Annotated in this window: 18 protein-coding genes; 5 read left to right on the forward strand and 13 right to left on the reverse strand. The window is 57.2% G+C overall.

The annotated features are described in order from the left end of the window. Positions 1-5: 5 nt before the first annotated feature. The 5 genes from artM to NR201_RS04975 all read right to left on the reverse strand — a co-directional run bounded on the left by artM (position 6) and on the right by NR201_RS04975 (position 3,636). Positions 6-674: an arginine ABC transporter permease ArtM gene (gene artM / locus NR201_RS04955; RefSeq protein WP_031593159.1), complete on the reverse strand. Its 669-nt coding sequence runs from the start codon at positions 672-674 to the stop codon at positions 6-8. Beyond that, positions 674-1,390 carry an arginine ABC transporter permease ArtQ gene (gene artQ, locus NR201_RS04960; protein ID WP_010254430.1) on the reverse strand — a complete coding sequence of 239 codons (717 nt, stop codon included), beginning with the start codon at positions 1,388-1,390 and terminating at the stop codon, positions 674-676. Before artQ ends, artM begins: the two co-directional genes overlap by 1 nt. Positions 1,391-1,396: 6 nt before the next feature. Then, positions 1,397-2,128, reverse strand: coding sequence for an arginine ABC transporter substrate-binding protein (artJ, locus tag NR201_RS04965; RefSeq protein ID WP_256849433.1), 732 nt, complete (start codon positions 2,126-2,128; stop codon positions 1,397-1,399). A gap of 15 nt (positions 2,129-2,143) precedes the next feature. After that, positions 2,144-2,872, reverse strand: coding sequence for an arginine ABC transporter ATP-binding protein ArtP (gene artP / locus NR201_RS04970; RefSeq protein ID WP_010254433.1), 729 nt, complete (start codon positions 2,870-2,872; stop codon positions 2,144-2,146). A gap of 224 nt (positions 2,873-3,096) precedes the next feature. After that, a complete protein-coding gene (locus NR201_RS04975; RefSeq protein WP_010254434.1) occupies positions 3,097-3,636 on the reverse strand; it encodes a lipoprotein in 540 nt (179 codons plus the stop codon). A 106-nt stretch (positions 3,637-3,742) separates the two neighbouring features. On the opposite strand from NR201_RS04975, the gene NR201_RS04980 reads away from it, so the two are divergent. Together NR201_RS04980 and NR201_RS04985 are read left to right on the forward strand one after the other, a co-directional pair. Next, positions 3,743-4,063, forward strand: a complete 321-nt coding sequence (locus NR201_RS04980) for a heavy metal-binding domain-containing protein (RefSeq protein WP_003849304.1) — start codon at positions 3,743-3,745, stop codon at positions 4,061-4,063. Then, positions 4,060-4,884 carry an N-acetylmuramoyl-L-alanine amidase gene (locus NR201_RS04985; RefSeq protein WP_256849434.1) on the forward strand — a complete coding sequence of 275 codons (825 nt, stop codon included), beginning with the start codon at positions 4,060-4,062 and terminating at the stop codon, positions 4,882-4,884. The genes NR201_RS04980 and NR201_RS04985 overlap by 4 nt, the downstream gene beginning before the upstream one ends. 4 nt (positions 4,885-4,888) lie before the next feature. Here the strand turns inward: NR201_RS04985 and ltaE are convergent, their stop codons facing one another. From ltaE to NR201_RS05000, 3 genes are all read right to left on the reverse strand, one after another. Continuing rightward, the gene (ltaE, locus tag NR201_RS04990) at positions 4,889-5,890 is read right to left on the reverse strand and encodes a low-specificity L-threonine aldolase (RefSeq protein WP_010254443.1); all 1,002 of its coding nucleotides are present in this window, start codon (positions 5,888-5,890) and stop codon (positions 4,889-4,891) included. A gap of 69 nt (positions 5,891-5,959) precedes the next feature. Further along, the gene (gene poxB, locus NR201_RS04995; protein ID WP_022625954.1) at positions 5,960-7,681 is read right to left on the reverse strand and encodes a ubiquinone-dependent pyruvate dehydrogenase; all 1,722 of its coding nucleotides are present in this window, start codon (positions 7,679-7,681) and stop codon (positions 5,960-5,962) included. 130 nt (positions 7,682-7,811) lie between these two features. Next, complete coding sequence (locus NR201_RS05000; RefSeq protein ID WP_010254448.1) at positions 7,812-8,711, reverse strand: lysine exporter LysO family protein; 900 nt, start codon at positions 8,709-8,711, stop codon at positions 7,812-7,814. Positions 8,712-8,843: 132 nt separating this feature from the next. On the opposite strand from NR201_RS05000, the gene NR201_RS05005 reads away from it, so the two are divergent. Beyond that, positions 8,844-10,481 (forward strand): ATP-dependent endonuclease, encoded by a 1,638-nt coding sequence (locus NR201_RS05005; RefSeq protein ID WP_192033431.1) that lies wholly within the window; start codon positions 8,844-8,846, stop codon positions 10,479-10,481. 73 nt (positions 10,482-10,554) lie between these two features. Here NR201_RS05005 and cspD read toward each other — a convergent pair whose 3' ends face one another. Further along, on the reverse strand, positions 10,555-10,776 hold the full coding sequence (cspD, locus tag NR201_RS05010; protein ID WP_010254451.1) for a cold shock-like protein CspD: 222 nt from the start codon (positions 10,774-10,776) through the stop codon (positions 10,555-10,557). A gap of 316 nt (positions 10,777-11,092) precedes the next feature. On the opposite strand from cspD, the gene clpS reads away from it, so the two are divergent. Together clpS and clpA are read left to right on the forward strand one after the other, a co-directional pair. Further along, positions 11,093-11,413, forward strand: a complete 321-nt coding sequence (gene clpS, locus NR201_RS05015; RefSeq protein ID WP_010254453.1) for an ATP-dependent Clp protease adapter ClpS — start codon at positions 11,093-11,095, stop codon at positions 11,411-11,413. 52 nt (positions 11,414-11,465) lie between these two features. After that, positions 11,466-13,742 (forward strand): ATP-dependent Clp protease ATP-binding subunit ClpA, encoded by a 2,277-nt coding sequence (gene clpA, locus NR201_RS05020; RefSeq protein WP_010254457.1) that lies wholly within the window; start codon positions 11,466-11,468, stop codon positions 13,740-13,742. Positions 13,743-13,827: 85 nt separating this feature from the next. Here clpA and infA read toward each other — a convergent pair whose 3' ends face one another. The 4 genes from infA to cydD form a co-directional block, all read right to left on the reverse strand. Next, positions 13,828-14,046, reverse strand: a complete 219-nt coding sequence (infA, locus tag NR201_RS05025) for a translation initiation factor IF-1 (RefSeq protein ID WP_002211347.1) — start codon at positions 14,044-14,046, stop codon at positions 13,828-13,830. Positions 14,047-14,391: 345 nt separating this feature from the next. After that, positions 14,392-15,084, reverse strand: a complete 693-nt coding sequence (aat, locus tag NR201_RS05030; RefSeq protein ID WP_010254921.1) for a leucyl/phenylalanyl-tRNA--protein transferase — start codon at positions 15,082-15,084, stop codon at positions 14,392-14,394. Between the two features lie 33 nt (positions 15,085-15,117). Next, positions 15,118-16,848, reverse strand: a complete 1,731-nt coding sequence (cydC, locus tag NR201_RS05035; protein WP_256849435.1) for a cysteine/glutathione ABC transporter ATP-binding protein/permease CydC — start codon at positions 16,846-16,848, stop codon at positions 15,118-15,120. Continuing rightward, positions 16,848-18,617: a cysteine/glutathione ABC transporter permease/ATP-binding protein CydD gene (cydD, locus tag NR201_RS05040; RefSeq protein WP_256849436.1), complete on the reverse strand. Its 1,770-nt coding sequence runs from the start codon at positions 18,615-18,617 to the stop codon at positions 16,848-16,850. Before cydD ends, cydC begins: the two co-directional genes overlap by 1 nt. Positions 18,618-18,691: the final 74 nt, after the last annotated feature.

Below are 18,691 nucleotides of genomic sequence, written 5' to 3' on the forward strand. Positions count from 1 at the left end.
GGATATCAGTTACGTCGTTCGAAGGCCAGAGCGCGCTTTTCGATCAGCCGCATCATCAGCGTCAGCAAACCGTTAACGCAGAGATAAACCAGACCCGCCGCGGCATAGACCGTGATGTCGTAGGTGCGGCCATAGAGCAACTGGCCGTGGCCCATGACTTCCATCAGGGTGATGGTGTAGGCCAGCGAGGTGCCTTTGAACACCAGCACCACTTCATTGGAGTAGGAGGAGAGGGCGCGTTTAAATGCATACGGCAGCAGAATGCGCAGCGTGTCTTTGCGGCTCATGCCGAGCGCGGCACACGATTGCCACTGTCCCGAAGGAATCGCACGCACCGCACCGTAAAACAGCTGCGTGGTGTAAGCCGCGCTGTTCAGCGACAGCGCCAGCATCGCGCACAGCCAGGGCTGCGACAGTAAATGCCACAGCCAGGGGATCTGCTGGATCGAGGGAAACTGTCCCGGACCGTAATAGATCAGGAAGATCTGCACCAGCAGCGGTGTGCCGGTAAACAGCGTAATAAAGCCTTTGACCAGCGGGTTGAACACCGGCGTTTTCAGCGACAGCACCACGGTGAAGAGCAGCGCCAGCAGCAGGGCCACGACCAGCGAGGCTGCCGTCAGCGTCAGGCTGGTATGCAACCCTTTCAGGAGTTCAGGCAGATAGGCCAGCATTAGCTGTTCCCCCGTTCAAAGCGGGTGGTGCGCAGTTCGATGCGGCGTAACACCGCCTGGCTGAACAGCGTGATCACTAAGTAGATAGCGGCCGCCACCAGGAACCAGGTAAACGGCTCCTGCGTGCGGGTGGCGATACTTTTGGTTTGCAGCATCAGATCGTTGACGCTAATCAGCGAGACCAGCGCAGTATCTTTCAGCAGCACCAGCCACTGATTGCCCAGACCGGGCAGGGCGTGACGCCACATCTGCGGCATAATCAGCCGGAGAAAGATGGCCGATTTTTTCATGCCCAGCGCCTGACCCGACTCCCACTGACCCATCGGCACCGCTTTCAGCGCGCCGCGCAGCGTCTGCGAGGCGTAGGCGGCATAGAGCATCGCCAGCGCTATCACACCGCACAGGAACGGACTGACGTCGAAGTTTTCAATTTCAACCTGAATCGGTAACTGAAACAGGCCGAAATTCAGGGTGAAGCCGTCAGAGAGGGTGAGCAGCAGCTGTGAGGCGCCAAAATAGATAAACAGCACCACCAGAATTTCCGGCAGGCCACGGATCAGCGTTACCAGGCCGGTGCCAATCCACGCCAGCGGTTTCAGGCGCAGTGACTCCCAGCCAGCGAAAATCATCGCCAGCACCAGGCCAGCGATGAGAGCACAAACAGCAAGGCCGACGGTCATGCCGGCGGCGCTTGCGAGGGTCATCATTTCATTCATCAGAGATTACTGCTGGAACCATTTGCTGTAGATGGTTTTGTACGTGCCGTCTGCTTTGATCTTATCCAGCGCGCCATTGAATTTGGTCTGCAGCTCGGTGTTACCGGTACGTACCGCAATGCCCAGGCCGGTACCAAAGTAGGCTTTGTCCGTGACTTTCTCACCAACGGCAGCCAGCGCGGCATTCTGCTTCAGCCATTCGTTGACGACTGCGGTGTCACCGAACACAGCATCAATACGGCCATTTTTCAGATCCAGCACCGCATTCTGATAGCTGTCGTAAGGAACGGTGGTGATCTCGCTGTGTTTCTCATTCAGGTATTTCTGATGGGTGGTGCCGTTCTGGACGCCAACCCGCTTGCCTTTCAGCGCTTCCACGCTGGCAACTTTGCCTTTCTGGGCAACAAACAGCGCGGAGTTGTCGTAGTAAGGCTTGGTGAACAGGACCTGTTTTTCACGATCTGGTGTGATATCCATGCCCGCCATCACCGCATCAAAACGACGGAATTTCAGGCTTGGGATCAGGCTGTCGAACGCCTGATTGGTGAAGGTGCAGGTCGCATCAATCTCTTTACACAGCGCATTGGCCAGATCGACATCAAAGCCCTGAATCTTGTTGTCCGCATCCACAAACTCAAAAGGAGGATAAGAGGCTTCGGTCGCAAAACGAATCGTCTGAGCCGCCGTAGCGCTCAGGCTAAAACCAGCAAGCAGTGCAGCAAGTACCATTTTTTTCATTTTTAGCATCCTGACTTAGTGCGAAAGATAGTGAGCAAACGCCTCGGTTTGCGGCTGTGTAAAGCGGCTGGCATCGCCCTGTTCCACAATGTGACCGTTCTCCATATAGACGACGCGGCTGGCCGTTTTACGTGCCACCTCCACTTCATGGGTCACAATCACCTGGGTAATGCGGGTCTGGGCCAGTTCGCGAATGATACTGACAATCTGTGCGGTAATTTCAGGGTCCAGCGCGGCTGTCGGCTCATCGAACAGCAGCACCTGCGGCTCCATCATCAGCGCGCGGGCAATCGCCACACGCTGCTGCTGACCACCGGAGAGATGCAGCGGAAAGCGATCGCTGTAGGGCGTCAGGCGCAGCCGGTCAAGCAGCTTGTCGGCGCGGGCGCGGGCGTCGCTTTTGCTGAGGCCCAGTACCCGGCAGGGCGCTTCAATCAGATTCTGCAGCACGGTAAGGTGCGGCCAGAGGTTGTACTGCTGAAACACCATACCGACGTTCTGACGCAGTTCGCGAATCGCAGCATCGGAGGGTTTCTGGCTGAAGTCGAACTGATTACCGGCAATCTGCAACTGACCTGAACGGGGTTGCTCCAGCAGGTTAAGCACCCGCAGCAGCGAACTCTTACCCGCACCGCTGGGACCCAGCAGCACCAGGGTCTCGCCTTGCGGACACTCAAGGTTAATGTCGAACAGCGCCTGATGAGCACCGTAGAAGCAGTTTATTGCGTTTAGTTGAATACTCATGCGCCAGATTTGAATAGCTATTAGTGTCGCGGATTTTAACGTCACCAGAATAGTTATGCAAATAAGGTGGGTTAAAATTTGTAAAACAGCAGGCTAACCGCAAAAGCTTAGCACAATATCATGCACTGCCTGGGGTCAGCCCACTGCAGCGGGACGGGCGGCGGAAATAAAAAAAGCGCAGCGCCCGGGGGCGACTGCGCTTCTCTGAACGGTTAAGCCTGAGGTTATTTTTTCGATTTCTCAAGCATCTGGCTCAGGCTGCCACCCTCTGCATGCGCAGGGTTGGCCATGTAGCGCACATCATCCACCACCCAGCAACTGCCCTGATGGATCATCAGCACTTCATCCTGCCACTGCTTGCCGTCGCGGCTCAGGTCGACCCGCAGCGGGATGTTGCGTGCATCGCGGTTCGGAATGGTGGAAGCATCAGCGACGCTGGCGGCGGTCGGACCCTGTGACAGGCTGGAGAAGAGATCGCCATTGCGCCACTGTGCGCCTGCATTGCTGCCGCTGGCCGCCTGCAATGAGTGGTACAGCGCATCACTCAGGTAAGGGCGATATTTTGCCAGGGTGTTGCTGTCGGGCAGACCCTGCGTAGGCTGTTCGATACGCAGGTCGTAAAACTGCTGGGCCACCTGGTCAGGACCGCCTTCAATGCACGGTGCGGTACGTGGGCCATTATCCTTAATCACTGGCTCAACGGTGGTACAGGCGCTGAGCAGCAGGGCCGCCGGGATCATTAGCGCAAACGCGTTGTTTCTCATCTCGATTTCCTTATGGTTCTCTGGCAAGGTGCCCTTTTTAGCATAGAGTATAGCCGTGCTTTTTAGTCGAAAGAGCCTTAGCCCGGTTTTCAACAAGGAGAATGCGATGAAATTTTCAACAACCCCCACGCTGGAAGGTCACAGCATCAGCGAATATTGCGGCGTCGTCACCGGTGAAGCGATTCTGGGTGCCAACATCTTCCGTGACTTTTTCGCTGGCATCCGTGATGTGGTCGGTGGCCGCTCCGGTGCTTACGAGAAAGAGCTGCGTAAAGCGCGAGAGATCGCGTTTGAAGAGCTGGAGGAGCAGGCAAAAGCGCTGGGCGCCAACGCCGTGGTCGGTATCGATATTGACTACGAAACAGTCGGCAAAGATGGCAGCATGCTGATGGTGAGCGTCAGCGGCACGGCGGTGATCATTCGTTGAAACGGGGGCTGTGGCTGATACTGGCGCTGCTGCTGGCGGGCTGCCAGTCCGGGATAGAATCCCGTGACGGCTACTGGGCCGATGTGCGGCATCCGGCGCAGGGCGCGCGACCGCGGGTGAAGGTGATTGTGATCCACTACACCGCCGAAGATTTTTCTTCGTCGCTGGCGACCCTGACCGATAGGGAAGTCAGCGCTCACTATCTGATCCCCCGCCAGCCGCCACAGCGCGCCGGGAAAGGCGTTATCTGGCAACTGGTGCCGGAGCAGCAGCTCGCCTGGCATGCCGGTCCAAGCTTCTGGCGCGGAGCCAGCCGCATCAATGACACATCGATTGGTATCGAACTGGTGAACCAGGGTTATCGCCGGACCCTGACAGGTCTTGAATGGCAGCCGTTTACCGCTGCGCAGATCACCACGCTGGAGGCGCTGCTGCGCGATATTGCACAGCGCTACGGCATCACACCGGAAAATATTGTCGGTCACAGTGATATCGCGCCGCAGCGTAAGCAGGATCCCGGCCCACTCTTTCCGTGGCATCAGCTGGCCCAGCGCGGAATGGGTGCCTGGCCCGATGCCGGACGAGTGCAGTTTCATTTAGCGGGTCAGGATCCGCACGCGGTGGTACCCGTGGAGCCACTACTGGAACGTTTACAGCGCTATGGCTATCCCGTAACGGCAGAGATGAGCGCGCGTGAACAGCAGAGGGTAATCGCCGCGTTTCAGATGCATTTCCGGCCTGCGGATTATCGCGGGCAGCCCGATGCAGAAACCGCCGCGATAGCCGCCGCGCTACTGGATAAATATGGCGCGGCGCAATAGCGGATTATTGGTGTAAAAACGCCTTCCAGTGGGCGACGACCTGCGCCAGTGCCGCACGATCAGCATCCAGATGGGTGACCAGACGGGTGCGGGTTCCTGCGCTGATTAACACCCCGCGCGCCTTCATCCACTCACCTAATGGTTTGACCTGGGCTTCCGGCACCGCCACAAACAGCATGTTGGTCTGCTGATCGATGACCTGAACGCCCAGCTCATGCAACTGCTGTCCCAGCCAGGCGGCATTGTCATGATCCTCCTGCAGCCGCGCCACATTGTGTTCTAACGCATAGAGACCCGCCGCCGCCAGAATACCGGCCTGGCGCATGCCGCCGCCGGTCATTTTACGCCAGCGACGTGCGCGCTCAATCAGCGCCGTGTCGCCACACAGCAGAGAACCGACAGGCGTGCCCAGACCTTTAGAGAGACAGATGGTCAGGGTGTCGCAGTAGCGGGCAATCGCCGCCAGCGTGGTCTGCTGCGCGACTACCGCATTGAAAATGCGTGCGCCATCAATGTGCAGCGCCAGCTGGTGCTCGCGGGTAAAGGTCCACGCCTGTTCCAGATACGCCAGCGGCAAAACTTTACCGTGATGCGTGTTCTCCAGACTCAGCAGGCGGGTGCGGGCAAAGTGAATGTCGTCCGGCTTGATGGCGGCCGCTACTACGTCGAGCGGCAGGGTGCCATCGTCGGCAGCCAGAATCGGCTGTGGCTGAATACTGCCCAGTACTGCCGCGCCGCCCGCCTCATATTTGTAGTTGTGCGCCTGCTGACCCACGATATATTCATCGCCGCGTTCGCAATGGCTGAGTAGCGCCACCAGATTCGCTTGGGTGCCGGTCGGGAAAAACAGCGCCGCTGCTTTGCCGCTCAGCCGTGCGGCTTCCGCCTCCAGCGCATTTACGGTGGGGTCGTCACGGTAGACGTCATCACCGGTTTCGGCAGACATCATCGCGCTTAACATGGCGGCGCTGGGCCGGGTTACGGTATCACTGCGTAAATCGATCACCCTATGCTCCTGAACGTGGCGGAAGAAAAAAAAGGCGGGCATCGCGCCCGCCTGGATGGAGTCTCTGTTTTACCGCAGCCAGTTGGTTTTCGCCAGTTCTACCACCTCATCACCGCGACCATTCATAATGGCGCGCAGCATGTAGAGACTGAAGCCTTTAGCCTGTTCCATTTTGATCTCCGGCGGCATCGCCAGTTCCTCTTTGGCGGTAATGACATCCACCAGCACCGGGCCATCGTGGGCAAACGCCTGCTCCAGCGCGCCATTGAGATCGGATGCCTTTTCCACCCGGATGCCCCGGATACCGCAGGCCTCGGCGATAGCGGCAAAGTCAGGATTCTCCAGCTCGGTGCCATCGGTGAGATAGCCACCCGCTTTCATCTCCATCGCCACAAAGCCCAGCACGCTGTTGTTGAAGATCACCAGTTTGACCGGCATTTTCAGTTGCGCCAGCGAGATAAAATCCCCCATCAGCATGCTGAAGCCGCCGTCGCCACACAGTGCCACCACCTGACGATTGCGATCAATCGACTGCGCGCCCAGCGCCTGTGGCATCGCGTTCGCCATTGAGCCGTGGTTAAACGAACCCAGCAGGCGACGTCTGCCGTTCATCTTCAGATAGCGCGCCGCCCAGACGGTCGGTGTCCCGACATCGCAGGTAAAGATGGCGTCATCACTGGCGTAGTGGCTGATCTGCTGTGCCAGATATTGCGGATGGATCGGCTGCTTGTCGTTGGGCTGCGCCAGCTCGTCCAGACTTTTGCGCGCCTCGCCATAGTGCTTAACCGCGCTGTCGAGGTGGCTGCGATCGCTTTTGTGCGTCAGTTGCGGCAGCAGCGCCTGCAGTGTGCTTTTCACATCGCCGACATAGGCCTGATCGACGTGACAATGTGACCCAAGGCTGCCCGGATTGATGTCGATCTGGATGATTTTAGCCTTTTCCGGATAGAAGGCGCGATAGGGGAACTGCGTGCCCAGCAACACCAGCGTCCCGGCATTCATCATGGCGTGGAAACCGGATGAGAAACCGATCAGTCCGGTCATGCCGACATCATAAGGGTTGTCATATTCGATGTGTTCTTTGCCGCGCAGCGCATGGACGATAGGGGCTTTCAGCGCTTCTGCCAGCGCCACCACCTCCTGATGCGCTCCGGCGCAGCCACTGCCGCACAGCAGCGTAATATCGCTGGCTTCGTTCAGCGTCTGCGCCAGCTGCGCCAGTTCGGCGGGCTGTGGCAGGACCTGCGGCAACTGTGGCGGATACCATTCCGCGCTGGCGCTTTCTGGCGCCAGTTTAAGCGCGACATCCCCAGGCAGCACCACCACCGAGACACCCCGATTCAGAATCGCTTTACGCATCGCGATGCCCAGCACCTGCGGGAGCTGCTCAGGGTTCGAAACCAGTTCGCAGTAGTGGCTGCATTCGCGGAACAGCTCCTGTGGATGGGTTTCCTGAAAATAGCCGCTGCCGATTTCGCTGGAGGGAATATGTGCCGCAATCGCCAGAACAGGAACGCGGTTACGATGGCAATCGAATAGACCGTTGATCAGATGTAAGTTGCCTGGCCCACAGGAGCCGGCGCAGACCGCCAGTTCACCGCTGATGTGCGCTTCCGCGCCCGCTGCGAATGCGGCGACTTCTTCATGGCGCGTCGGCATCCATTCAATGGTGCCCATGCGATTAAGACTGTCGCTCAGGCCGTTAAGGGAATCCCCGGTGACGCCCCAGATGCGTTTTACGCCCGCGCTTTCCAGCGTTTTGGCGACCAGCGCCGCGACGGTTTGTTTCATGCTCTTCTCCTTTGTCGGCCCGCCCTGAAGAGTGACGTGACCAGAACCGAAAAAAGAAGCGTAGACGACACGGCAGAAAAGCAGGCGTGAAAAAATGCGCTGGCAGAGCTCAGCGCATATCAGACAGGATTCAGGCGGAGAAGAGGGCGATAAGAATCGGGGCCAGCAGGCTCATCACAAAGCCGTGCACAATGGCGGCCGGGACGATCTCATTGCCGCCCGCCCGCTGCAGCACCGGCAGGGTAAAGTCCATTGAAGTGGCGCCACACAGGCCCAGTGCGCTGGAGCGATGACGGCCAATCAGCGCCGGAATGAGCATGATTGCCACCAGTTCACGTATCAGGTCGTTGAAGAAGGCGGCGCTGCCGATGACCGGACCAAAAGCTTCGGTCATCAGAATGCCGGAGAGAGAGTACCAGCCAAAACCACTGGCTAACGCCAGACCGGTTTTCAGCGGCACGCCCAGCAGCAACGCCGCAATCATGCCGCCGATAAGCGCGCTGACCAGCACCACGCTGGCAACCAGCAGGCCACGACGGTTCAGGATAATCTGACGCAGCGTCATGCCGCTGCCGCGCAGCTGAATGCCAACCAGAAACAGCAGGAAGATCAGCGCATATTCGCTGGCCGTCGAGGCGTGTTGCAGCAGTGGCCACTGGGTCAGGCCAAGCAGAAAACCGATGACAACCACGCCGCACAGCTTCAGAGAGTCCAGCGCCATATGCAGCCGCGAGGGCAGTTTCTCCTGCCGGTGCGCATGCTGCCATGGGGCATATTTTTCCAGCCCGCGCAGCGCCAGCAGGTTGCACAGCAGAATGCAGAAGGCCGCTACCAGCGCGGTGTGAAATACCGCCAGCAGATTGCTGCTCAGGTTGTCGAGAAAGGCCAGGCTGATGCCCATAAAGAACAGAATGACGTAAACCATCCAGCCCAGCAGCTGATTGACCCGGCGCAGGGTTGAAGTTTGACGGAACGGTAGCAGCCAGCCGGCGATCAGCGGCAGAAGAATAATCAGGAGTCCGGAGTACATAGCGATAAGGGCCATCCATGGTGGAAGAGGCCACACGCTAGCGAAAAAGCGTAACGGAGTAAACCCTGATAAAGCGGCTTGACCGGCTCGCTGGCGGCAACCATGCTGTTTATAAACTGAGGATGGACGCCTATGATTCTGGAACATATCGACATTCGCGGTTTCCGCGGCATCAATAAGCTCTCACTGCCTTTAACCCAGACCAATCTGCTGATTGGTGAGAACGCCTGGGGCAAATCCAGTCTGCTGGATGCCCTGAGCCTGTTACTTTCGCCCCATGAACCGGCCTATGTTTTTACCGAGGCTGATTTCCATTTCACCCCAGGCGATGTGACCGATGCGATGCGCCGTCTGTCGGTGGTGTTCCACTTTCGCGATGACGGCAACGACCCGGATGCGGTGCTCTCAACCTTCTGGCAGCGTGATGCTCAGGGCCAGCGTCAGCTCTGTTACAGCGTCAGCGCCACCTGGCGTGACAGCGGTATCGAAACCCGCCGCCGTTTTGTTGACCTGAACTATCAGCTGTTGCCTGAGCAGAACTGCGCGGCGGCCATCGATCTTTTGCTGAAACGGTATCCGGTTCTGCGATTGCGCGATGCGCGTTTCAGTAAGCGGACGCGGAGTAGTGCGCCGCTCCCCACCGCACATCCTGAGCTACTGGCGGGTATGGAGACGCTGGCGCGCGATCTGGAGCACCATCCGCAACAGCTCAGTGATGAGGTGCTGCGGCAGGGGCTGAAGACGATGCAGCAACTGATGCAGCACTACTTCCTGGTGCAGCCGCCCGATGCGGGCAACGAGGTCAGGCTACGGGACCCGCAGACGCGCGAGGGGGGACAGGGATGGCGGGCGCTGGATCACCTGAATCAGCTGATTGCCGGAACCGACTCCCGCAGCCGTCAGCTGATACTGCTGCAGATGTTTACCCTGCTGATTGAGGCACGAGGAGACGTCCCGCTGGCCGCTGGTGCACGCCCGCTGCTGCTGATTGAAGATCCGGAAACCCGGCTGCATCCGATTATGCTGTCGGTAGCATGGAATCTGCTGAGGTTGCTGCCGCTGCAAAAAATCGCCACCACTAATTCGCCGGAGCTGCTGTCGCAGGTGCCGGTGGAAAACGTCTGTCGTCTGGTGCGTGGACCCTCGCGCGTAGCGGCCTGGCGCATCGGTCCGGAGGGACTGAGTGCCGAAGAGAGCCGGCGCATCGGCTTCCATATTCGGGTCAACCGGCCTGCTGCGCTGTTCGCCCGTTGCTGGCTGCTGGTGGAGGGAGAAACCGAAGTCTGGATCATGAATGAGCTGGCGCAGCAGTGCGGTTACAACTTCGCTGCTGAAGGCGTGAAGGTGATTGAGTTTGCGCAGTCGGGGTTAAAACCGCTACTGAAGTTTGCCCGGCGCATGGGTATCGCCTGGCATGTCCTGACTGACGGTGATCAGGCGGGGAATAAATATGCCAGTACGGCACGCACTCAGTTAGAGCCGGGTGAACCGGAGCCGCGTTTTCTGACGCAGTTACCGGCGCTGGATATGGAAAATTTTCTCTATCAGCACGGCTTTAAGGATGTCTATCATCAGATGGCGCACCTGCCGTTAAACGTTCCGATGAGTTCCAGGCGTATTATTACTAAAGCGATTCACCAGAGCTCCAAGCCGGAACTGGCGATCGCAGTGGCTACGTCGGCGGCGGAACGCGGGCCAGAGGCCATCCCGCCATTGATGCGGCAGATGTTTGCCCGGGTGATTGGACTGGCGCAGGGCCAGGCAGATTAGGTGACATCGAACAGGAAAATGCCAGCGGCACTGGCTGGCATTTTTGGGTATTTGTTCAGAAAGGCGATATGTGTCAGGCCACGGCCTGCACCTCGACCGGCACGATCAGGCTGGCGTGATTGCCTTTCGGGCCTTCGTGGACATCGAACTGAACCTGCTGGCCTGCCTTAAGCGTGCGGTAGCCTTCCATCTGAATGGTGGAGTAGTGCGCAAAAATATCTTCGCCACCGCCAATCGGACAGATAAAGCCAAAGCCTTTGGAATTGTTGAACCATTTAACTGTGCCCGTCTCCATGCTTTTACTTCCCTCGCAAGACATTTTATAAGTAGGTGAGGTCATCGAAGCTGTGAGTCGGATTTGATTAAAACTCAATCAGCCTGTGCAGCTAGAATGTAGAGAAAGCGCGGCTGACGTCAAGCAAACCACCGGGCCAGGTGGGGAAAAAATCATCAAAATTTGAGGCAGTTAACGCTATTGCAAATTTTGTGATGCAGGTCGCGCAGGGGAATTTCTGAATAAATTTTCAGCAGCGGCATGCGGCTTGACAGGCATGTTAAACTCTCAATATGTAGCTACTTAAAGGCTAAAAGCAAAATCTCAACGGAACACTATGGCAAACGCAAACGACTGGCTTAACTTTGAACATCTGGCCGACGATAAAGTACGTGAAGGGTTAAAGCCGCCTTCTATGTATAAAGTCATTCTGAATAATGACGATTATACACCTATGGAATTTGTTATTGACGTTGTACAAAAGTTCTTTTCTTATGATGTTGAACGTGCAACGCAGCTGATGTTGAAAGTTCACTATCACGGCAAGGCGATCTGTGGTGTATTTACTGCAGAAGTCGCCGAAACAAAAGCGGCCCAGGTGAACAACTATGCACGGGAAAATCATCATCCGTTGCTGTGTACGCTGGAAAAGGCCTGAACCCGTCTCCATATAGGAAACAGGTAAGGGCGATAATTGGGGGAGGTGCCTAATGCTCAATCAAGAACTGGAACTCAGTTTAAATATGGCTTTCGCCAGAGCGCGTGAGCACCGTCATGAGTTTATGACCGTCGAGCATCTGTTACTGGCGTTGCTCAGTAACCCGTCGGCCAGAGAGGCACTGGAAGCCTGTACGGTGGACATTGTGGCTCTGCGGCAGGAACTCGAAGCCTTCATCGAACAAACCACGCCCGTGCTGCCTGCCAGCGAAGAGGAGCGTGATACACAACCCACGCTTAGCTTCCAGCGCGTCCTGCAGCGTGCGGTTTTCCATGTCCAGTCATCCGGTCGCAGCGAAGTCTCCGGTGCGAATGTGCTGGTCGCCATTTTCAGCGAGCAGGAGTCGCAAGCGGCTTATCTGCTACGCAAACATGAAGTGAGCCGCCTTGATGTGGTGAACTTCATCTCTCACGGTACGCGTAAAGATGAGTCCGGCCAGGCGCCAGGCGCAGAAAATCCGGTTAACGAAGAGCAAGCAGGCGGGGAGGAGCGTATGGAAAACTTCACCACCAATCTTAATCAGCTTGCTCGCGTCGGTGGTATTGATCCACTGATTGGTCGCGATAAAGAGCTGGAACGTACCGTTCAGGTGCTATGTCGTCGCCGTAAAAATAACCCGCTGCTGGTGGGTGAGTCGGGTGTGGGTAAAACCGCCATTGCTGAAGGTCTCGCCTGGCGCATAGAGCAGGGCGATGTACCGGAAGTGATGAAAGACTGCACGATCTACTCGCTGGATATCGGTTCGTTATTAGCCGGCACCAAGTACCGTGGTGACTTTGAAAAACGTTTCAAAGCGCTGCTGAAGCAGCTGGAGCAGGACGAACACAGCATTCTGTTTATCGATGAGATCCATACCATCATCGGTGCGGGTGCTGCATCTGGCGGCCAGGTCGATGCTGCGAACCTGATCAAACCTCTTCTTTCCTCTGGCAAGATTCGGGTGATGGGTTCCACCACCTATCAGGAATTCAGCAACATCTTTGAAAAAGATCGTGCCCTGGCGCGTCGCTTCCAGAAGATCGATATCACGGAGCCTTCACCAGAAGAGACCGTGCAGATCCTGAATGGCCTGAAGACCAAGTACGAAGCGCATCACGATGTGCGCTATACCGCGAAAGCGGTGCGCGCAGCCGTGGAACTGGCGGTGAAATATATCAACGACCGTCATCTGCCTGACAAGGCGATTGATGTGATTGATGAAGCGGGTGCGCGAGCGCGCCTGATGCCAGCCAGTAAGCGCAAGAAAACCATCAACGTCTCTGACATTGAAACGGTGGTGGCCCGTATTGCCCGTATTCCTGAGCAAAGCGTGTCAGCAAGCGACCGCGATACGCTGAAAAATCTGGGCGATCGTCTGAAGATGCTGGTGTTTGGTCAGGACAACGCCATTGAGGCGCTGACGGAAGCGATCAAAATGAGCCGTGCAGGTCTGGGTCAGGATCGTAAGCCGGTCGGTTCCTTCCTGTTTGCCGGGCCTACCGGTGTCGGTAAAACGGAAGTCACCGTGCAGCTGGCGAAAGCGCTGGGCATTGAGTTGCTGCGCTTTGATATGTCCGAGTATATGGAGCGTCACACCGTCAGCCGTTTGATTGGTGCGCCTCCGGGTTACGTCGGTTTTGATCAGGGCGGCCTGCTGACGGATGCGGTGATTAAGCATCCTCATGCGGTGGTGTTGCTGGATGAGATTGAGAAAGCACACCCGGATGTCTTCAACCTGCTGCTGCAGGTGATGGATAACGGTATGCTGACCGACAACAACGGTCGCAAAGCGGACTTCCGCAACGTGGTGCTGGTCATGACCACTAACGCCGGTGTCCGCGAGACTGAACGTAAGTCGATTGGCCTGATTCATCAGGACAACAGCACCGATGCCATGGAAGAGATCAAAAAGATGTTTTCTCCAGAGTTTCGTAACCGTCTCGACAACATTATCTGGTTCAGTCACCTGTCACCAGAGGTGATCCATCAGGTGGTCGACAAGTTCATTGTCGAGTTGCAGGCGCAGCTGGATGCCAAAGGCGTGTCGCTGGAAGTCAGCGATGAAGCACGCGACTGGCTTGCTGAGAAAGGCTACGACAAAGCGATGGGCGCTCGTCCGATGGCGCGCACCGTGCAGGACAGCCTGAAGAAACCGTTAGCCAATGAACTGCTGTTTGGTTCGCTGGTGGATGGCGGCTCGGTGTCAGTGGCGCTGGATCGTGAGAAAGGTGAACTGACCTATCACTTCCTGAGTGCTGAAAAACGCAAAACCGAAGGCACTGTTCATTAATCACCTGCTGCAGATATGAAAAAGGCCGGATTAAAATCCGGCCTTTTTTTCGCTGCAAATTGCAGAGCGATGAGATTACTGCAAATTAGCGACTACGGAAGACAATGCGGCCTTTGCTCAGGTCGTACGGGGTCAGCTCAACGGTCACTTTGTCACCCGTCAGGATGCGGATGTAGTTTTTGCGCATTTTACCGGAGATATGAGCAGTAACCACGTGTCCGTTCTCAAGTTCTACGCGGAACATGGTGTTAGGTAACGTATCCAGTACGGTACCTTGCATTTCAATATTGTCTTCTTTGGCCATCGAATCCTCTGGGTGTACTACCTTTCAGTTGAACCGGCAAGATAATGCCCAATTCAACGATTTATGTAAAGAACCGTCGGCGATTTTGCCAACGCTTTGCCGGGGTGCACGTCAGTCGCGCGCATCCGGTAAAATTAGGGTGTTTATGTGACGTCTGCGGGGGATTAGCGGGCTAAGAATCTGTATCAACCGGTTACACGCGCACGATTGAAAACAGTTCCGAGAGTGCGTTGAGATTCCCAGCCTGGCAATTCCGGCTCGTTATTGCGAAGCGCGGACGACATACCAAACTCGACCATTATACCACTTAATACGCCTTTATGTGTGCAAAACATATCTGTGCGACTAAAAAAGGGTTTGTGTCTGCCAGCAGCCATCGCTGACAGGCTGGCACGCAAGGCTTTGTACATATTGCAGATAGTCTGCGCGCGGGATCTCCTGCGCCCCCAAAGAGGCCGTATGAGGGTTAAGTACCTGACAATCCACCAGACGGCCCTGATGTCTGAGGAAATGCTGACAAAATACCCAAAGTGCGGTTTTTGACGCATTCTGCTGACGGCTGAACATTGATTCGCCGCAGAAGATTTGCCCCATCGCCAGCCCATACATGCCACCTGCCAGCTGATGTTCGTCCCATACTTCAATGGAGTGGGCGTGGCCCAGTTCATACAATCGCAACCAGGCGCGCTTCATTTCAAAGGTGATCCAGGTGCCTTCCTCACGACCGGTGGCACAGCCCTCGATCACCTCGGCAAATGACTCATTCATCGTCACCCGATAGGGCGAACGGCTGTGGAAACGCTTCATGCTCCGGCTGAGATGAAACTGCTCAGGCAATAGCACTGCACGGGGATCGGGCGACCACCACAGAATCGGGTCGCCGGAAGAAAACCACGGAAAGATGCCGCGCTGATAAGCGTTAAGTAACCGGGCAGGGGAGAGATCACCCCCCATGGCCAGCAGGCCGTTTGGCTCACGCAGCGCCATCTCCGGTGGAGGAAATTGCAAAGATTCCCGTGACAGTTGTACCAGTCTCATCGCGTTTTGTTACCTATCAGCATTTCGCTAAGACTATAGCGCAATCCGCTGTCGGAAACGCCAGTACCGACCCGCTTTTGAGATTAATTCGGCATGACTTCCCTGTTCCACAATCACGCCATTATCCATCACGCAGATGCGATCCATCTGCTCCAGGCCGCTGAGCCGGTGCGTGACCATTATTACGGTCTTGCCTGCGGTCAGCCGCTGCAGCAGGGTGAGGATATGCTGCTCGGTTGTGGCATCCAGTCCTTCGGTGGGTTCATCCAGCAGCCAGAGATCGCCGTTATGCAGTAACGCACGCGCCAGCGCCAGCCGACGCAGTTCGCCGCCTGACAGCGGGCGACCGCCTTCTCCCATCCAGGTGTTTAATCCTTCCGGGCTCTCAAGCAGGCGCTGCAGGCCGACGTCATTCAGCACGCGGCGTAACTGCTCATCAGTAGCATCGGGACAGGCCAGCAGTAAGTTATCACGCAGGCTCTGACTGAAGAGATGAACCCGCTGAGTCACTACACTGATGCGCTGACGCAGCGCTCGCTCTGACCATGCGGTGATCGGCAGGTCATTCAGGCTGATGACACCGTGCTGGCTATCCCAGCCCCGGGTTAACAGCGCCAGCAGAGTGGATTTACCGCAGCCGGTCGGCCCCAGCAGTGCAATGTGTTCACCGGCTGCCACCTTAAGGGTACAGCGGTTCAGCACCTTATCCGGGCGGTCGGGATAGCTGAAGTCGAGCTGATCGATATTGACCGCGAGACGTCCTGGCCGGGCTTCTGAATCTGCCGGAAAGGTGATAGCGGGTGACTGATCGATAATGTCATTGACCCGCTGAGCGGCATTTATCACCTGTGACATGGGCAGAAAGGCCCCTGCAACTGGTGCCAGCGCCTCGAAAGCAGCCAGCGCGCAAAACACCACCAGTGCAATCAGCGAGCCGGGCAACTGCTGCTGGCTGATTGTCGCCGCACTGAGCCAGAGCAACAGTGTGACGGTTACGCCGCTGATCAGCAGCAGCAGGCTCTGTGCTGCAGCCTGCAAGCGCTGTTGCTGGCTCTGAGCCTGCTGCCAGCGCTGTTCATCTTCATCAAGTTGCTGACGCCAGTCCCGTGAGGCACCGTACAGGGTGAGTTCAGCCTGAGCCGCCAGCCACTGCATCAGCTGTAAGCGCCAGCGGGCGCGCCCACGGGCAATCGCGCCGCCTGCGGGCGATCCCAGACGGTAAAACAGCGCTGGCATCACCACCAGCGTACTCAGCATGATGCCGCCCAGCGTCAGTGCCAGCTGAACATCGATGAAGCTCATTCCGAGGGTAACCACGACAATCACCACCAGTGCGCCGATCAGCGGCGAGATGACGCGCAGATAGAGATGATCCAGCGTATCGACATCGGCCACGAAGCGGTTGAGCAGATCCGCCTGCCGGAACCGCGAAAGCTGGCCTGGCGAAAGGGCCATCAGGCGGCTGAAGGTGTGGACACGCAGATGCTGAAGAACCCTGAATGTTGCATCGTGGCTGACCAGCCGTTCAGCATAGCGTGCGGCAGTGCGAATGATGGCGGCGCCACGCACGCCTGCCGCAGGCAGCATATAGTTGAAGGTATAGAGACCGGCTACGCCTGCCACTGACGAGGCGGCCAGAAACCAGCCTGAAAGCGTCAGCAGGCCGATGCTGGCCAGCAGGGTAACAATCGCCAGCACGATGCCCAGCGCCAGGCGATAAGGGTGGCGCAGCCAGAGACGAAGAAAAGGACGCAAGGCTGACATCAGCGAATCTCCTGTTGACGATGCTTCAGCATCTCACTGAAAGCACCCGGCTGTTGCGACAGCTGCTGCCAGTTACCCTGTTGCACCAGCTTACCGGCTTCCATTACCCAGAGGGTCTGCCAGTGACTTAGCGTATCAATCTGATGGGTAATCATCAGCGTGGTCTGGCGGGCTGCCGCCTGGTTCAGTGCCAGCATCACATGACGTTCACTGAGCGCATCCAGGCTGGCTGCGGGTTCATCGAGCAGCAAAAAATGCGAGGATTTATAGAGTGCGCGCGCGACCGCGACCCGCTGCGCCTGACCCACCGACAGCTGATTACCGCCATCGCCAGGCTGGGTGTCAATGCCCTGGGGCAGACGAGGCAGGAACTCATTAATGCCGCACGACTCCAGCAGCGCCGCAAAACGCTCGTCATCCCAGGCCGCATTCATCACGATGTTGTCGCGCAAGGTGGCGGCCGGTAACTGAGGATTCTGTCCTACCCAACTGAGCTGCTGATGCCAGTCACTCCGTCGTATATCGCGAAGTTCAACGCCATTCGCTTTCAGCGAACCCTGATAAGGCAGAAAACCGAGCAGGGCGTTCATCAGGGCCGTTTTACCGGCCCCGCTTTGACCGACCAGTGCAATCTGTTCGCCAGGGACGACAGTAAAAGAGAGCGGGCCGCACAACACCTGACCATCAGGCGCACAGACACGCAGATCTTCGGCAGTAAGTGCGATTGAGCGATCGGCGGTGAAGGGCAACTGGCCTTCCTGCGGCGCGGTGGCAGGCGTCGCCTGCATAAAGGCTTCAAGGGCATCGGCACCGCCTACAGCCTGGGCTTTGGCGTGATAGAAAGCGCCGAGATCGCGCAGCGGCTGGAAAAACTCCGGGGCGAGGATCAGCACCAGAAAGCCGGCAAACAGCGTCACGCCCTGGCCGTAATCACCAAAATGCAATTCGCCCAGATAGGAGAAACCAAAGTAGACGGCCACCACGGCAATCGCCAGCGAGGCAAAAAACTCCAGCACGGCAGAGGAGAGAAAGGCTAAGCGCAGCACTTCCATGGTGCGCTGGCGAAAATCGGTGGTGGCGGCGGCAACCGCCTGCTGCTCCGCTGCGCCACGATGAAACAGCCGCAGCGTCTCTCTGCCGCGCAGGCGGTCGAGAAAGTTACCGCTCAGGCGGGCCAGCACCAGGAAGTTCCGGCGGTTGGCCTCGGCCGCACCCATCCCGACCAGCGCCATAAACAGCGGAATCAGTGGCGCGGTGGCAAACAGGATCAGACCCGCCGTCCAGTTGAGCGGAAAAATAGTCAGCAGAATGCAGCAGGGGATCAGCACCGCCAGGGTCATCTGCGGCAGATAGCGCGCGTAATACTCCTGCATCTCTTCGATCTGCTCCAGCAGCAGCGTCGCCCAGCTGCCGGCTGGCTTTCCCTGAATCCACGCCGGCCCCAGATCAGACAATCGGTCTAATACCTGCTGACGTAAAGCCTGACGGATAGCCTGTCCGGCATGATAACCGGTCAGTTCACGGGCATAGTTAATCAGGGCGCGGAGCACAAAGCAGAGCAGTAACAGCAGGATGCTGACTGTCTGGGATTCACGAGGCTGCTGGTCAACAATCAGAGCCTGCAGCAGCGAGGCCAGTAAACCCGCCTGAACAATGATCAGAAGTGCACTTGCCATGCCCAGCAGGGTGTTGAGTCGCAACCAGCGACCGGCGAAATGACGTTGCTGACGAAGCCAGCGGGTAAGATGCTGCTGCCGCGATTTGTCCATGCGAGACCATGATGAATGTCGATGACGGGTGAAAATGGAAAGACATTTCCATCTCTTCAGGCGCAAGAATCTAG

This window comes from Pantoea sp. Fr-CA_6, from assembly GCF_024520895.1.
Classification (GTDB): domain Bacteria; phylum Pseudomonadota; class Gammaproteobacteria; order Enterobacterales; family Enterobacteriaceae; genus Pantoea; species Pantoea agglomerans.

Coding starts and splice junctions, on each gene's coding strand:
- NR201_RS05000 (WP_010254448.1), bottom strand. CDS start 8,711: ATGTACTCCGGACTCCTGATTATTCTTCTGCCGCTGATCGCCGGCTGG.
- artJ (WP_256849433.1), bottom strand. CDS start 2,128: ATGAAAAAAATGGTACTTGCTGCACTGCTTGCTGGTTTTAGCCTGAGC.
- infA (WP_002211347.1), bottom strand. CDS start 14,046: ATGGCCAAAGAAGACAATATTGAAATGCAAGGTACCGTACTGGATACG.
- cspD (WP_010254451.1), bottom strand. CDS start 10,776: ATGGAGACGGGCACAGTTAAATGGTTCAACAATTCCAAAGGCTTTGGC.
- cydC (WP_256849435.1), bottom strand. CDS start 16,848: ATGTCAGCCTTGCGTCCTTTTCTTCGTCTCTGGCTGCGCCACCCTTAT.
- poxB (WP_022625954.1), bottom strand. CDS start 7,681: ATGAAACAAACCGTCGCGGCGCTGGTCGCCAAAACGCTGGAAAGCGCG.
- NR201_RS05005 (WP_192033431.1), top strand. CDS start 8,844: ATGATTCTGGAACATATCGACATTCGCGGTTTCCGCGGCATCAATAAG.
- cydD (WP_256849436.1), bottom strand. CDS start 18,617: ATGGACAAATCGCGGCAGCAGCATCTTACCCGCTGGCTTCGTCAGCAA.
- clpS (WP_010254453.1), top strand. CDS start 11,093: ATGGCAAACGCAAACGACTGGCTTAACTTTGAACATCTGGCCGACGAT.
- clpA (WP_010254457.1), top strand. CDS start 11,466: ATGCTCAATCAAGAACTGGAACTCAGTTTAAATATGGCTTTCGCCAGA.
- NR201_RS04975 (WP_010254434.1), bottom strand. CDS start 3,636: ATGAGAAACAACGCGTTTGCGCTAATGATCCCGGCGGCCCTGCTGCTC.
- NR201_RS04980 (WP_003849304.1), top strand. CDS start 3,743: ATGAAATTTTCAACAACCCCCACGCTGGAAGGTCACAGCATCAGCGAA.
- aat (WP_010254921.1), bottom strand. CDS start 15,084: ATGAGACTGGTACAACTGTCACGGGAATCTTTGCAATTTCCTCCACCG.
- artP (WP_010254433.1), bottom strand. CDS start 2,872: ATGAGTATTCAACTAAACGCAATAAACTGCTTCTACGGTGCTCATCAG.
- artQ (WP_010254430.1), bottom strand. CDS start 1,390: ATGAATGAAATGATGACCCTCGCAAGCGCCGCCGGCATGACCGTCGGC.
- artM (WP_031593159.1), bottom strand. CDS start 674: ATGCTGGCCTATCTGCCTGAACTCCTGAAAGGGTTGCATACCAGCCTG.